This is a genomic window from Microcystis flos-aquae FACHB-1344, from assembly GCF_014698375.1.
GTDB classification, from domain to species: Bacteria; Cyanobacteriota; Cyanobacteriia; order Cyanobacteriales; family Microcystaceae; genus Microcystis; species Microcystis aeruginosa.
The window spans coordinates 1-12,967 of sequence record NZ_JACJSW010000216.1; the positions used below are offsets into that span (position 1 = coordinate 1).

At 42.8% G+C, this 12,967-nt stretch carries 13 protein-coding genes; 6 read left to right on the forward strand and 7 right to left on the reverse strand.

The genetic code is table 11. From position 1 onward, the window contains the following. The first annotated feature begins 109 nt into the window (after positions 1-109). Complete coding sequence (locus tag H6G48_RS22305) at positions 110-262, forward strand: HAD family hydrolase (protein ID WP_190723230.1); 153 nt, start codon at positions 110-112, stop codon at positions 260-262. A gap of 46 nt (positions 263-308) precedes the next feature. On the opposite strand, the gene H6G48_RS26980 is transcribed toward H6G48_RS22305, so the two are convergent. The 4 genes from H6G48_RS26980 to H6G48_RS22320 form a co-directional block, all read right to left on the reverse strand. Next, on the reverse strand, positions 309-434 hold the full coding sequence (locus H6G48_RS26980) for a hypothetical protein (RefSeq protein ID WP_277925695.1): 126 nt from the start codon (positions 432-434) through the stop codon (positions 309-311). A gap of 58 nt (positions 435-492) precedes the next feature. After that, positions 493-876: a hypothetical protein gene (locus H6G48_RS22310; RefSeq protein WP_190723231.1), complete on the reverse strand. Its 384-nt coding sequence runs from the start codon at positions 874-876 to the stop codon at positions 493-495. A 450-nt stretch (positions 877-1,326) separates the two neighbouring features. Then, positions 1,327-2,301, reverse strand: coding sequence for a hypothetical protein (locus tag H6G48_RS22315; RefSeq protein WP_190723232.1), 975 nt, complete (start codon positions 2,299-2,301; stop codon positions 1,327-1,329). A 161-nt stretch (positions 2,302-2,462) separates the two neighbouring features. After that, positions 2,463-2,879, reverse strand: coding sequence for a helix-turn-helix transcriptional regulator (locus tag H6G48_RS22320; RefSeq protein WP_190723233.1), 417 nt, complete (start codon positions 2,877-2,879; stop codon positions 2,463-2,465). A 154-nt stretch (positions 2,880-3,033) separates the two neighbouring features. Between H6G48_RS22320 and H6G48_RS22325 the strand changes: the two genes are divergently transcribed. Beyond that, positions 3,034-3,684 (forward strand): calcium-binding protein, encoded by a 651-nt coding sequence (locus tag H6G48_RS22325; protein ID WP_190723234.1) that lies wholly within the window; start codon positions 3,034-3,036, stop codon positions 3,682-3,684. 120 nt (positions 3,685-3,804) lie between these two features. On the opposite strand, the gene dnaK is transcribed toward H6G48_RS22325, so the two are convergent. Continuing rightward, on the reverse strand, positions 3,805-5,709 hold the full coding sequence (dnaK, locus tag H6G48_RS22330) for a molecular chaperone DnaK (protein ID WP_190723235.1): 1,905 nt from the start codon (positions 5,707-5,709) through the stop codon (positions 3,805-3,807). A 397-nt stretch (positions 5,710-6,106) separates the two neighbouring features. Continuing rightward, positions 6,107-7,081 (reverse strand): hypothetical protein, encoded by a 975-nt coding sequence (locus tag H6G48_RS22335; protein WP_190723236.1) that lies wholly within the window; start codon positions 7,079-7,081, stop codon positions 6,107-6,109. 367 nt (positions 7,082-7,448) lie between these two features. Between H6G48_RS22335 and H6G48_RS22340 the strand changes: the two genes are divergently transcribed. Together H6G48_RS22340 and H6G48_RS22345 are read left to right on the forward strand one after the other, a co-directional pair. Then, positions 7,449-8,630, forward strand: coding sequence for an RtcB family protein (locus tag H6G48_RS22340; protein ID WP_012264780.1), 1,182 nt, complete (start codon positions 7,449-7,451; stop codon positions 8,628-8,630). A gap of 81 nt (positions 8,631-8,711) precedes the next feature. After that, positions 8,712-9,323, forward strand: coding sequence for a 4Fe-4S single cluster domain-containing protein (locus H6G48_RS22345; protein WP_079209518.1), 612 nt, complete (start codon positions 8,712-8,714; stop codon positions 9,321-9,323). A 40-nt stretch (positions 9,324-9,363) separates the two neighbouring features. Here the strand turns inward: H6G48_RS22345 and H6G48_RS22350 are convergent, their stop codons facing one another. Next, positions 9,364-10,128, reverse strand: coding sequence for a YebC/PmpR family DNA-binding transcriptional regulator (locus H6G48_RS22350; protein ID WP_190723411.1), 765 nt, complete (start codon positions 10,126-10,128; stop codon positions 9,364-9,366). Positions 10,129-10,347: 219 nt separating this feature from the next. On the opposite strand from H6G48_RS22350, the gene H6G48_RS22355 reads away from it, so the two are divergent. Further along, on the forward strand, positions 10,348-10,833 hold the full coding sequence (locus H6G48_RS22355; RefSeq protein WP_190723237.1) for a pentapeptide repeat-containing protein: 486 nt from the start codon (positions 10,348-10,350) through the stop codon (positions 10,831-10,833). 148 nt (positions 10,834-10,981) lie between these two features. Beyond that, a complete protein-coding gene (locus tag H6G48_RS22360) occupies positions 10,982-12,913 on the forward strand; it encodes a PBP1A family penicillin-binding protein (protein ID WP_190723238.1) in 1,932 nt (643 codons plus the stop codon). Positions 12,914-12,967 lie beyond the last annotated feature (54 nt).

The following is a 12,967-nucleotide window of genomic DNA, read 5'->3' on the forward strand; positions in this document are numbered from 1 at the left end:
CGAATAGGCTTTTTCCATATCCCGCATTCTAGCATATATCGTGTAAATGTGCTAATATTTGACGGTAAAGCCGTCGTAGAACGACGGGGTTTCAGACCCAAAATTTTCGATGATTTCCGCAGCTTTAAAAAGTTTTAAAAATCTATCAAAAGCTCTAATAGTGGGCGATCGCTCAGAAGATGAAGAAGCCGCAAAAAATGCAGGGATCCACTTCTTAAGTGCTGATATTTGGAGATTTCCGCCAATCGATTGCGAATTTTAAGGAGAAAAAATCTCGCAAGCCCCCACGGCTACCGTGGGGATTTTTGCTAGGGGTTAACGGAGAGGTAAAGAGCGATCGCCTCATCAAGAATAGCCGCGATCGTTTTGCCTTCCTTCTCGGCCTTTGCTCGGATAATCGGATCATGCTCCTTAAGAAGCCGCAGGGCGATCATCTTCTTCGATCGAATCCCAGGATATTGATTGATCCCCTTGGGATTGTGAATTGTACCTTTAGGAACCCCCTACTGTTGTCCCCGTCGGATCAGGGACGTAAACAGTAGCATTGGTCAATTCAGCAGAGCTATTAGCATCCAAAGCCCGAACCGCAGGCACAGAAGCACCCTGCCACAAATAAATTCCGTTTTGCGTGTTGTTAGTTTGATTGGCCGCTAAAAAGCGCCCATTAAGAACCATAGTCACGCCATTAATTGAAGCTCCTGGTGCGCTTAAATTGATATTTCCTGAAGAACTAGCCAAAACTGCTGCTTTTTCATTTAATCCAGTGAAATAGGCTTCCATCGTCTGGAAATTGACGGCGTGCAAAGCTGCGCTAGGATCAGGGACTAAAGCCGTCGCGTTGGTGGCAAAGGTAATATTGTTGTCAAATCGTGGCATAAAAACCTCATAAAGATAAAATTACATACCCTAAAGCAGGGTAACTAAATAAAATTTGGCTAGTATTCAATGACAAATGCTGTTCATCTGGATATATCCTCTGCCATCCTAAACTATAAACCTGAATCAAAGGATAACCATTTAAATTGTGATTAATGGCTCTTCGTTACTTGGTATGGTTCAATAGGGTGGCATAAATCGACTAAATCCTTATCTGGCAAGAGATTTAATTGATTAGTTCGCTCTAGATCGAAAACAGTTGACAAAAATCGCAGCAATGTCTGTCTCTATAAGGAATGAAACCCTTGTAGAGACAGACATTGCATAACAAAAACCGAAGAACCCAAAATATTAAAAAATTTAACAAAAGCGATGGAAATTCCACTTATGCCTTTAAAATGTCTTCCAAGTATCGTTAAAAATTCAGTTCGAGGGTCGATTGTGTCATATTTAATTGTCAAGTAATTCCTGTTGTTTACTTTCAATCAAATTCTCCATTAAAAACTTTTCAAGCTCTCTGGGATCGTGACGAATTTTATTGATTCTCTTTAATAAATCTTCGGAAGAAGGAGAACTATGTTCATGATACCGATAAATTTCTAGTAGTTTACTAGCAACAATATATCGCATTAAAAAATCTAGTCGATTAGAACGCTCATAAAGGTTACTCATAAAAGCTCCTATAATATTTGCGCTTACCAGGAAAAAGTTGCTATTAATTAATAAAAGCCAGTTTATTTGATCAAACATCATCATTTTATTGATAGTCAGTGCGTTATAAATTAGTAAGATACAAGTGCCAACAATAACCGCATTAAAAAATCTAATTCGATAAGCTGAATATATTGCCATATAAACCAACATTAAGCCAGAATAATAGGTAACATAAGCCAGATCGTTCTGATCAGACATAAAAATCATTAAATTAATACCAATTCCTCCAATGAGTCCGAGAATACTCATTAATAATTGATAAGACTTGATGAAATTTTTTTGATAACTTTTATAAATAACATACAAAATAAAAAAACAGATTGACAAACGAATAGGTAAAATATTTGATGCCTGAGATGAACAATATTGATCTAGAAATATGAAAACCAAATAAAGAAATAAACTCATGAATAATGATATTCTAATACTTCCTAGATATCGATTGTAATAATCTTTTTCAAATTCTTCTTCTATCTTGTTGATGGTTTCTGATTTGTACGCTTTATTAAGACTTTTACTCACAAAATTTGGATCAATAATCTTAATCATTTTGATAAATAATCCAGGAAGGCTACGAATACCAATCCAGAGAAAGACCACAACGAAATGAAATGTTGATATTAATAGTTGATAATCAGAGCAGTTATTTTGTTTTAATCTCTCTTGCTCATCTAAAATAATTCGTTGCCAATCTTCAGGCAACAGAGTCATAATCAAGGATAGGGATGCTAATAATATGTGTATTAATAACTTCATCATTCAATACCATACTTTATTTTATGTTGTTGTCAGCATTCCAAGGTATTGTCTAGCTAGGACTTACGCGGCTAATGTCCCGACAAATGGTGTTTGTGGCCATGATTTGCGTAGTGCTATACAATTTCAATCTCACTCTTGAGATCTGACTCTCTATTGGCTAGGCAATGGACACCATAGATCTCTAAGGCACAAGGAATTAAATTTGAGCGAAATTCTTGGACTTGACGGTATATTTCTCGGCCTTTCGGAGTAATTATATAATATTTTCGTCTCGGCCCTGTGGCTTCATCCCCCCACTTAGATGAGATTAAGCCTCGTTCTTCCATGCGATGTAAGGCGGGATAGAGGCTACCATAACTGATTTTTCGTTTTTCTTGGCTGGCTTTTGCGATCGCGTCCGTAAATTCTAGTCCATACATTCCTCTTGGTTGTCTTGAGGGGGATTCGGCAGCTAGGAGGGTTAAGAGGCATTCTTCTAGCGTTGAAAGGTCTTGAGATTCATTTTTTTCGTTTTTTTGGCGATTAAACACTGTTTTTACCTTGTATCGATTACATAATATTCATTAATTTATCTTAACACATATTTATATATCTACCTTGACAACTATATCGAAATTCGATATAGTTTATTTGAGCTTCTTAACCGCGATGGAGCAATAGATTCAATAAATTCAGGAAAAAACAATGACTTACTACTACGAAGGTACCAGCACGAGTAACTATTTAAATTACACTGGCTCTGACAATCTTATTGCCAATGGTTATGGTGGTAATGACACCATCTATGGCAATACGAACAATGATCGTATTGATGGTGGTGCTGGAAATGATTATCTCAATGGCTGGTCTGGCGACGATTATTTATGGGGAGGTAGTGGTCACGACTACTTATATGGTTGGTCTGGTAATGACTATATATATGGAGATTCGGGCATTGATGTTCTTTTGGGAGGTACTGGAAATGATTTTCTTCAGGGTGGGGATGGTGATGATTTTCTTCAGGGTGAGGATGGTAATGACACTTTGTTTGGAGGAAGTTCCTTCTTAAATAATAGTTACATAGATAGATTTCTGGGAGGTAACGGCAATGATATATTCGTTGTAGGTACAACGACTGGTAACTTCTATCAAGGAAGTGGATATGCCATTATTCAAGATTACGATCCGTTGTATGACTATATTCAAGTTAAGGGTGGTTCTCTCAGTCTCAGAAGAGAAGATTGGGCTGGTAGTTCTGCTTTAGATACAGCCATCTATCAAGGAAGTGACTTAATTGGAGTAGTTCAAGATAACACCAGTATTCAGTTAACCAGTTATTACTTTAACTTTGTTTAGTTATCTTGGTAGCGATGGGTTGACGTAGGGAAACCCTGATGTGGTTTATCTTTAAGAAAGCTGCAACAAAAAAAGGACACAAGGTAACTTGTGTCCTTCCCGAAGCTAGGAACTTAATTTTTATTTAGCGTCGGAGAATTCCGCGTCGATGACATCATCGCCACCACCAGCACCACCAGAGGGGCCATTGCCATCATTGCCACCGGTGGGATTACTAGGGGCCCCTTGCTGATACATACTGCTACCGATCGCGTAGAGGGCTTGTTGTAATTCCGGTAGGATGGTTTTGATCTTACTATCATCGTCTTGAGCGATCGCTTCTTCCAGTTCCTTAATCAATGCCTGGGCTTTATTTTTCTCGGATGGGGGAACCTTATCGCCCAACTCGGCTAACTGCTTCTCAGCTTGATAAACCACGTTTTCAGCTTGATTTTTGCGTTCAATGCGTTCGCGACGTTCCTTATCGACTGCGGCGTTCGATTCTGCCTCATTAACCATGCGTTCCACTTCATTTTGGGGCAAGGTAGAAGCGCCGGTGATGCTGATCGATTGTTCTTTTCCTGTACCTTTATCCTTAGCGGTGACATTTAAAATACCGTTAGCATCGATGTCGAAGACCACTTCGATTTGAGGCACACCACGAGGAGCGGGAGGGATACCATCGAGTCGGAAAGTTCCCAAACTCTTGTTATCTTTGGCCATTTCCCGTTCCCCTTGCAGGACGTGGATTTCCACGTTAGTTTGTCCATCTACTGCCGTGGAGAAAACTTCCGATTTTTTGGTGGGGATAGTGGTGTTGCGGGTAATAATCCGCGTCATCACACCGCCGAGGGTTTCCACACCCAAAGACAGGGGCGAAACATCAAGCAGAAGAATATCTTTGACTTCACCAGCGAGGACACCACCTTGAATAGCGGCACCTACGGCTACCACTTCATCGGGGTTAACGCTTTGGTTAGGATCTTTGCCCAGAACTTTTTTAACTAATTCTTGAACGGCGGGAATCCGGGTTGAACCACCGACGAGAACCACTTCATCGAGGGCAGATTTATCGATTTTGGCATCACGGATGGCATTTTCGACGGGAATCCGACAGCGATCGATTAAATCGGCGCAAATTTCCTCAAATTTAGCTCTGGTTAAAGTGGTATCTAGGTGTTTTGGTCCTTCGGCGGTAGCGGTGATGAAGGGCAGGTTAATTTCCGCTTGGGTAACGCTAGAAAGTTCAATTTTGGCTTTTTCTGCCGCTTCCGTGAGACGTTGCAGGGCTTGTTTATCTTGACGGAGATCTATTCCTTCAACTTTTTTGAATTCTCCGGCTAGATAATCAACGATTTTTTTATCGAAGTCATCACCACCGAGATGAGTATCTCCAGAGGTAGCGAGAACTTCAAAGACACCATCACCCACTTCTAGAACCGATACGTCAAAGGTTCCCCCACCCAAGTCAAAAACGAGAATGGTTTCGTTAGCTTTTTTGTCTAATCCGTAGGCAAGAGAGGCGGCAGTGGGTTCGTTGATAATGCGGAGAACTTCAATCCCGGCAATTCTCCCTGCATCTTTGGTGGCCTGACGTTGGGAGTCATTAAAATAAGCGGGTACGGTGATGACTGCTTGGGTAACGGTTTCGCCGAGGTATTTACTGGCATCTTCCACCAGTTTCCGCAGTACCTGGGCGGAAATTTCTTCGGGGGCGAATTGTTTGCCCTGGGCGGGACAGTCTAATTTAACGTTGCCGTTGCCGTCCTGGAGAGTTTTGTAGGATACTTCTGTGGCTTCGTTGGTAACTTCGTTGAATTTCCGGCCGATGAAGCGTTTGACGGAATAAAAGGTATTTTGCGGGTTCATTACCGCTTGACGTTTGGCGATTTGTCCTACTAGGCGCTCGCCATTTTTGGCGTAGGCGACGACTGAGGGCGTGGTTCTAAACCCTTCGGCGTTGGCGATAACAGTGGGTTTACCCCCTTCCATAACCGCGACGCAGGAGTTAGTCGTCCCTAAGTCAATTCCAACTACTTTTCCCATAATCTTTGTGCTGCTCCGATACAACTATAGTGACTTCTAGAATCGGAACTGTACTCGGTTTTTAGGCGATACCCACCCCTATCAGTTCCTTCGTTATCTCTATAGTGCAAAATAACCCCGCTTTCTCGATAGTGTAGGTATCCGAACCTTTTTGGTAGTATTGCTAATGTCAGTTCGGGATCAAAGAGTTAGGGGTGAAGGAAAGGAGTCAGAAGTGAGACAAACTCTTAGTTCTTACCACTCCATGCTCGCTCCCCTTGGTTTCCCTGGATTGGTGTTGGCAATCCCTCACTTCCTCTCTTTTAAGTAGAAAACATGAATCTCAAATATCAATATCATTCCATAGTTCAGAAATTGACCGCACTTGACTTTAATTAATAACCGAAAGGTCATGCTATTAATACAAGATTATGTAATCATGAGTAAAAACAATTGTTCCTGTGCGTATTCCATTTATTTCTTGAATATAAGTATCGGTGTCATATCGTTTAAATCTACTATCTTGAAAACTGTTAATTAACTCAGGAAAATCCTCTAATTCAGAGGTACTAATTAATCTATTTCCGTAAAGAAGATCACCAGAAAAAACCCTAAAGGTAGAAGAACGGGTTTCCTCGGAAAATAAACTGCTACAGTTAGGTTGTAAATAGATGTAGATGTAGGCCAAGCGCATATCTGCAGAAGGCACAAATTCTAAACCTAAATCAAAATAGCATAGAGTAGGTGGATTAAAAACAGATAAAATAGATTCCCGATAATTATCAGGCTTGCCAAAACTTCTCAACTGAATAAGATGACTACCAGTATTGACTCCCCCTCCTCTTAAATTATTAAGAGAACATTGTTGAAAGTCAAGAAAGGTTTTAGTTATCGTTCTTTGCCAACTATTAATAATGACTAGAGAATTTACCCAATGCCTATACTGTTCTGGTCGGCGATCAATCTCGATACCAATGGGATCATCCGATTGACGGGGTTCTACCATGCGATAATAGTAAGTGTAGTCGCTAAATTTTACTCTTCGCGGCCCTGGAAGATCATTAACAAAGTTTTTCGGATCTACTTGCTGGCCAAATTCACAAACACTTTGATAATCTTTTATAGTAAACATTGGTAAAAGAATATCTGGTGGCGGCAGTTTGATTTCATCATCAGACCAACGACCTGTAAAAATCCAGGCGGCTGCCCGCTCAGAAACTACCCAAGCAAGACCTCTATATACAGGAATATTGTCAATACTCATTGTTAATAAATAAATCTGATCATTTATTTTGTAACAATTATCCCCAAAACTCTCAAGGATTGTGGCATCGATCTCAGCTAAAGGTTTGCCAAATGGAAGTGCGAGTAAATCAGTAAGATTGCTCATCATTGAATTTTTTGACTAAGTTACTGTTTCTGTTATACGCTATTTAGATGCTGAACAGCTTACTGTTTACCGATCACAGCAAAAAAGCTCCCCAATGCCTGCTCTTTCTGGGAACTTGTTGATAACACGAATGTAGTATATAATGTAATATAGGTAATAAGCTGTACTGCATTTAAACTGCGTCTTGACAATTTTAGTACAAATGCTCAGAACTCTGGTGCAGTCTGAACGAGTAATTTAGACAGTCAACAGCTTATCCTCTGTGTTAAAACACAATCGCCGATAATAATTTCTTCAATTCATCGCAGAATCTAAATTGCCTTATTGTCTTGGTTACATCGGCTTTTGACCTGATTATTTCATAAAAACTATGGCTTACGAAACTCTGGATATTTCCACACCGACACCGATTTTATCTTGGGCGGGGCATGAATTAGGACCCCAAGAAACCCAAATGGCCAAAAATGTCGCTTCCCTACCTTTTGTTTATAAACACATTTCTTTAATGCCCGATGTTCACTTGGGTAAAGGCGCTTTAGTCGGTTCGGTGATTGCCACCAAAGATGCCGTAATTCCTGCCGCCGTCGGAGTCGATATCGGTTGCGGCATGGCTGCCCTAAAAATGCCTTTCACCGGTGAACAATTGCAGGGAAAACTTAAAAAAATTCGCCTCGATGTGGAGGCGAATATTCCCGTCGGTTTTGCTGAAAATAAAGAAGTGGATCGGGAAGTAACTAAATGGCCAAAATGGGCGGAATTTAAACAGATTCATCGAGGCGTGCAGAACCTAGAGAAAAAAGCCCTTAAACAAATGGGTTCTCTGGGGGGTGGTAATCACTTTATCGAAATTTGTTTAGATACAGACAATCAAGTTTGGTTAATGCTCCATTCCGGTTCTAGAGGTATTGGTAATCAACTGGCCCAATGTCATATTGATACGGCCAAAGAGTTAGCAAAACTAGCAGAAGGTAAATTACCCGACCTCGATCTGGCCTACTTTGTCGCCGGTACAGAAGAATTTACCGCCTACTGGCATGACCTACAATGGGCCCAGGAATATGCCCGTTATAATCGGGAAATTATGATGGCTAGATTTAAACGCATTGTTGAAAAACATCTAGCGGGAGGCAAACCAACTAAACCCCTCTTAGTAGTTAATTGTCATCACAATTATGCCGAAAAAGAAATTCATTTTGGTGAGGAAGTTTATGTCACCCGCAAAGGAGCCGTCCGCGCCAGAGAAACCGATTATGGTATTATCCCCGGTTCCATGGGAGCGCAATCTTATATTGTCAAAGGCAAAGGAGAACATAATAGCTTCTGTTCCTGTTCCCACGGGGCCGGGCGCTTGATGTCGAGAAATCTGGCTAAAAAAACCTTTACTCTTGATGATTTAATTGCCCAAACCCAAGGGGTTGAATGCCGCAAAGATGAGGGCGTTATTGATGAGATTCCGGGAGCTTATAAACCGATCCAACAGGTGATGAATCAACAGGCGGATCTAGTGGAAATTGTCGCCACTCTCAAGCAGGTGCTGTGTGTCAAAGGTTAACAAATCATGGCCAGAGCGATCGATTTTTGCTGTTTTTTCCCTAGCATGAAAAAGATAGGAATCGATCGAGGATTATAAGCGATGAGTCTGACTATTGCTGCCGAATTAGCGCAAATTCCCGCCCATCATCTCAATATCATGGGCTATGTGGATGAATCCGCCGTTAACGGCCCCGGCTGTCGGGCGGTGGTCTGGGTACAGGGTTGTTCTCGCGAGTGTCGGGGTTGTTTTAATCAAGCTTCCTGGCCCTTTAAGATCAATCAATTAATTACTGTTGAGTCTCTAGCAGCCAAAATTTTGGCTAATCCCCGCAATAGTGGCCTAACTTTCTCCGGAGGTGAACCTTTTTGGCAAGCAAAAGCCTTGACAGAATTGGCTAAATATGTTAAGGAAAAAGGCTTAAATGTGATGTCCTTCACGGGATTTACGATCGAACAATTGCGCTCAACCGAAGCACCGCCCCACTCTCAAGAATTATTGGCCCAGTTAGATATTTTGGTGGATGGGGCCTATGTGGAATCCCTGGCTATTCATTCCCCCGATTCTCCCGTTTCTTCTAGCAATCAACGGATTCACGTCCTCAATCCCGCTCTGGAAGATCAGATTAATTGGGCATCGGATCAAGTGGAAATTCATATTCTCAAAGACGGAACCCGAATTTTTACGGGATTTTGGGGACAGATTATTTCTTGATCGGGCCCAGAATCAGTGATCACTGCCTAGGAATTTAGGATCACAGATCCAGTAACATCAATTCCTCGACTAAATCAAAATTAGCCGTCACCGATTGCACATCATCGAGGGATTCTAGGGTGTCGATTAACTTGAATAAAAAACGGGCCTGTTCTCGATCGCTCACTTCTAGGGTATTAGTGGGAATCCAGCGTAATTCTGCTTCTTTGACCTTAAATCCCGCTTCTTGCAGAACCTTATTCAATCTCTCCAGGTTAGACACCTCAGTAAAAACTTCTGCTCCTTGACCTTCCTCCTCACTGTTAAAAAACTCGTAGGATTGGGCCTGGCCCTCTAAGGAAGCTTCTAAAAGCTTATCCTCATCAATAGTTCCCTCAAGGCGAATTACGCCCTTATGGTCAAACATCCAGCCCACACAGCCTGTTTCGCCTAAATTACCGCCATTTTTGCTAAAAGCCGCCCGCAGAGCCGCCGCCGTGCGATTGCGATTATCGGTCAGTGCTTCGATCAGGATCGCCACACCCCCGGGACCATAACCCTCGTAGCGAATTTCCTCAAAAGCTGAGTCATTTTCCCAAGTTCCCGCCCCTTTAGCGATCGCTCTTTCGATATTGTCATTAGGAATACCGGCCGCCTTGGCTTTTTCGATCACCGTGCGTAGCTGAAAATTGCCCGCCGGATCGGGAACACCGTTACGGGTAGCCACGATAATGGCCCGGGATAACTGGGTGAAAGTTTGCCCTTTTTTGGCGTCAACCCGGGCTTTTTGTCGTTTAATATTTGCCCATTTACTATGACCAGCCATATCCATCTAAGATATCCAACATCAAAAATCTAGCAGATCGATCGCTCTTGGTAAATCCGGGGATAATTGTCAACTCAACGAGTGCAGGGTAATGATCATAAATCCTGTTTCAAAGGTATAGGGAAGCGGCTAGTTCGAGCATTTGTACTAAAATTACCGATAGGCGGTTTAAATGCAGTACAGCTTATTATAGAAAAGGTTGATCAATCAGGGGGCAATATGGCGCAATTTTCTCGCAAAACTCTACTAACCTTGTTTGCTAGTATATTAGTATTATTATTCTCCTGGGCTCCGGCCCAAGCGCTAAGTTATAATAACCGCAATTTGACCGATAACGACTTTGCGGGGCAGGATTTGCGCGATTCCACCTTCGATCACTCTAATCTGCGCGGTAGTAACTTCAGTCATGCCAATCTGGAAGGAGTACGCTTTTTTTCTGCCAACTTGGAGGGGGCCGACTTTAGCGATGCCAATATGAGAAATGTGGATTTAGAATCGGCCCGTTTAACCAGAGCCAACTTTACCAATGCCGTTCTCGAAGGAGCTTTTGCCACTAACATTTTAATCAAAGGTGCAATTATCGACGGAGCCGATTTTACCGATGCAATTATTCGCTCCGATGTGGAAAAATATCTTTGTGAGAGAGCGACGGGAACTAACCCAGTAACTGGCAGAAATACCCGCGATACCCTATTTTGTCCCTAATCGCGCTGTCATGACCGATCGAACTAGAGCCAGATCGGCCATAATTGCTGTAAGCTAGTATTCGATTTTTTAACACAACCTTTAGAATAGACTTTCAAGTCAGTTCGATCGATCAGTCCCCTCTTGGAAAAAGGAAATTGTAACCATCGTGTCCACCAGTACCCTCGGCAATCAAGATAAAGAGCAGAAACCTAGTAGTGACTCGGATAGCTTTTTCCAAGGAGTCTCTAGAGTCGCAGGGGGAACCGCTCTCGGCCTGTTGATGGTATCCACGGCCGTGGTGACTGGGGCTGTGGTAGGATTGGCGATTAGTTACCGCAATCTACCCGATGTGAGGATTTTACGGGGTTACGTCCCCACGGAAACCAGTTATATCTACGATGTTAAAGGCAGACCCCTGACCAGCTTACACGGAGAAGCGAATCGGGAAGTGGTGGAACTCGATCAGATATCTCCCAATCTGAAACGCGCCGTGATGGCGATCGAAGATAGCCATTTTTATCATCATCGTGGTATTAATCCTAATAGTATCGGCCGGGCAGTAGTGGCTAACTGGAAAAGTGGCGGTGTGGTGGAAGGTGCATCTACTATCACCATGCAGTTAGTCAAAAATATTTTTCTTTCCCATCAGCGCACCGTTAGCCGTAAATTAGCCGAAGCAGTCCTAGCAATACGAGTAGAACAGGTTTTTAGCAAAAATGACATTCTGGAAATGTACCTCAATAATATCTATTGGGGTCATAATAATTACGGAGTGCAAACCGCCGCTAAAAGTTATTTTAATAAACCCGCCTCCGAGTTAAATTTAGCAGAATCGGCGATGATGGCTGGATTAATCCAAGCGCCGGAAGTTTATAGTCCTTTTAATAATTATAAAACCGCCAAGGAAAGACAGGCACTGGTTCTCAGTCGGATGCGTACTTTAGGTTGGATTACCCCAGCACAGGAAGAGGCCGCTTTAAAGGAACCGCTGAAACTGGGTAAACCCACCGCTTGGCAAGAAAGTAAATTACCCTACGTTACCGATGCAGTGGTGGCAGAATTGCGGCAAAAATTTGGCAAGGAAACCCTAATTAAAGGGGGAATGCGGATTCAAACCACGATCGATCTCGACTTCCAAAACATGGCCGAGTCTACCATCCAACGGGCCTATAATAGCTTGCGTGGTCGCGGTATTCGTACCAAAGACCTACAAATTTCCCTAGTCGCAGTGGATCCCCGCACCCATTTCGTCAAGGCGCTCGTCGGTGGCGTTGATTACAATAAAAGTCAATTAAACCGCGCCATCCAATCCCGTCGTCAACCGGGGTCAGCTTTTAAACCTTTCGTCTATTATACTGCCTTCGCTAGTGGTCGTTTTACCCCCGAAACGGTAGTTAATGATGCTCCCATTCGTTTTCGCGAGGCTGGCGGCTTCTATAGCCCAAAAAACTACGGTGGCGGCTATTCTGGTCAAGTTTCCCTGCGTAGCGCTCTGATGCAGTCTCTGAATATTCCCGCAGTTATTCTCGGTCGTCGCGTCGGGATAAATAAAGTCATTGAAGTCTGTCGTCTGCTGGGTTTCGAGAGTCCTTTAATTGCCGTCACCTCTTTACCTTTGGGATCCGTGGATGTGACTCCTCTGGAAATGGCGGGGGCCTACGCTACTTTTGCCAGTAATGGCTGGCATTCTAAGCCTACCTTTATCATGCGTGTTACTGATAGCCGTGGTAACGTCATGCTCGATAATACACCCAAACCGAAGCTAGTTTTAGACCCCTGGGCCACCGCTTCTCTCAATTCTGTCCTACAGGGAGTTATTCAAGGGGGAACAGCCACTTCGGCCCAAATCGGTCGTCCAGCAGCGGGAAAAACCGGTACTACCGATAACGAGAAAAATGTCTGGTTTGTTGGTTATGTTCCCCAATTAGCCACCGCAGTTTGGATTGGAGATGACCGAAACCGCACTTTAGGTAAAGGTATCACCGGCGGTGGTTTTGCCGCTCCCATTTGGCGCGATTTTATGGCACAAGCTCTGAAAAATGAACGAGTAGAATATTTTCCTTCTCCCTCCAAATTCCGCAAACCAACAGTTAAGTAGATAGTTAATATAATCGATCATGGGTGTTTTAGCTTCATTGATTTAAAAATACCA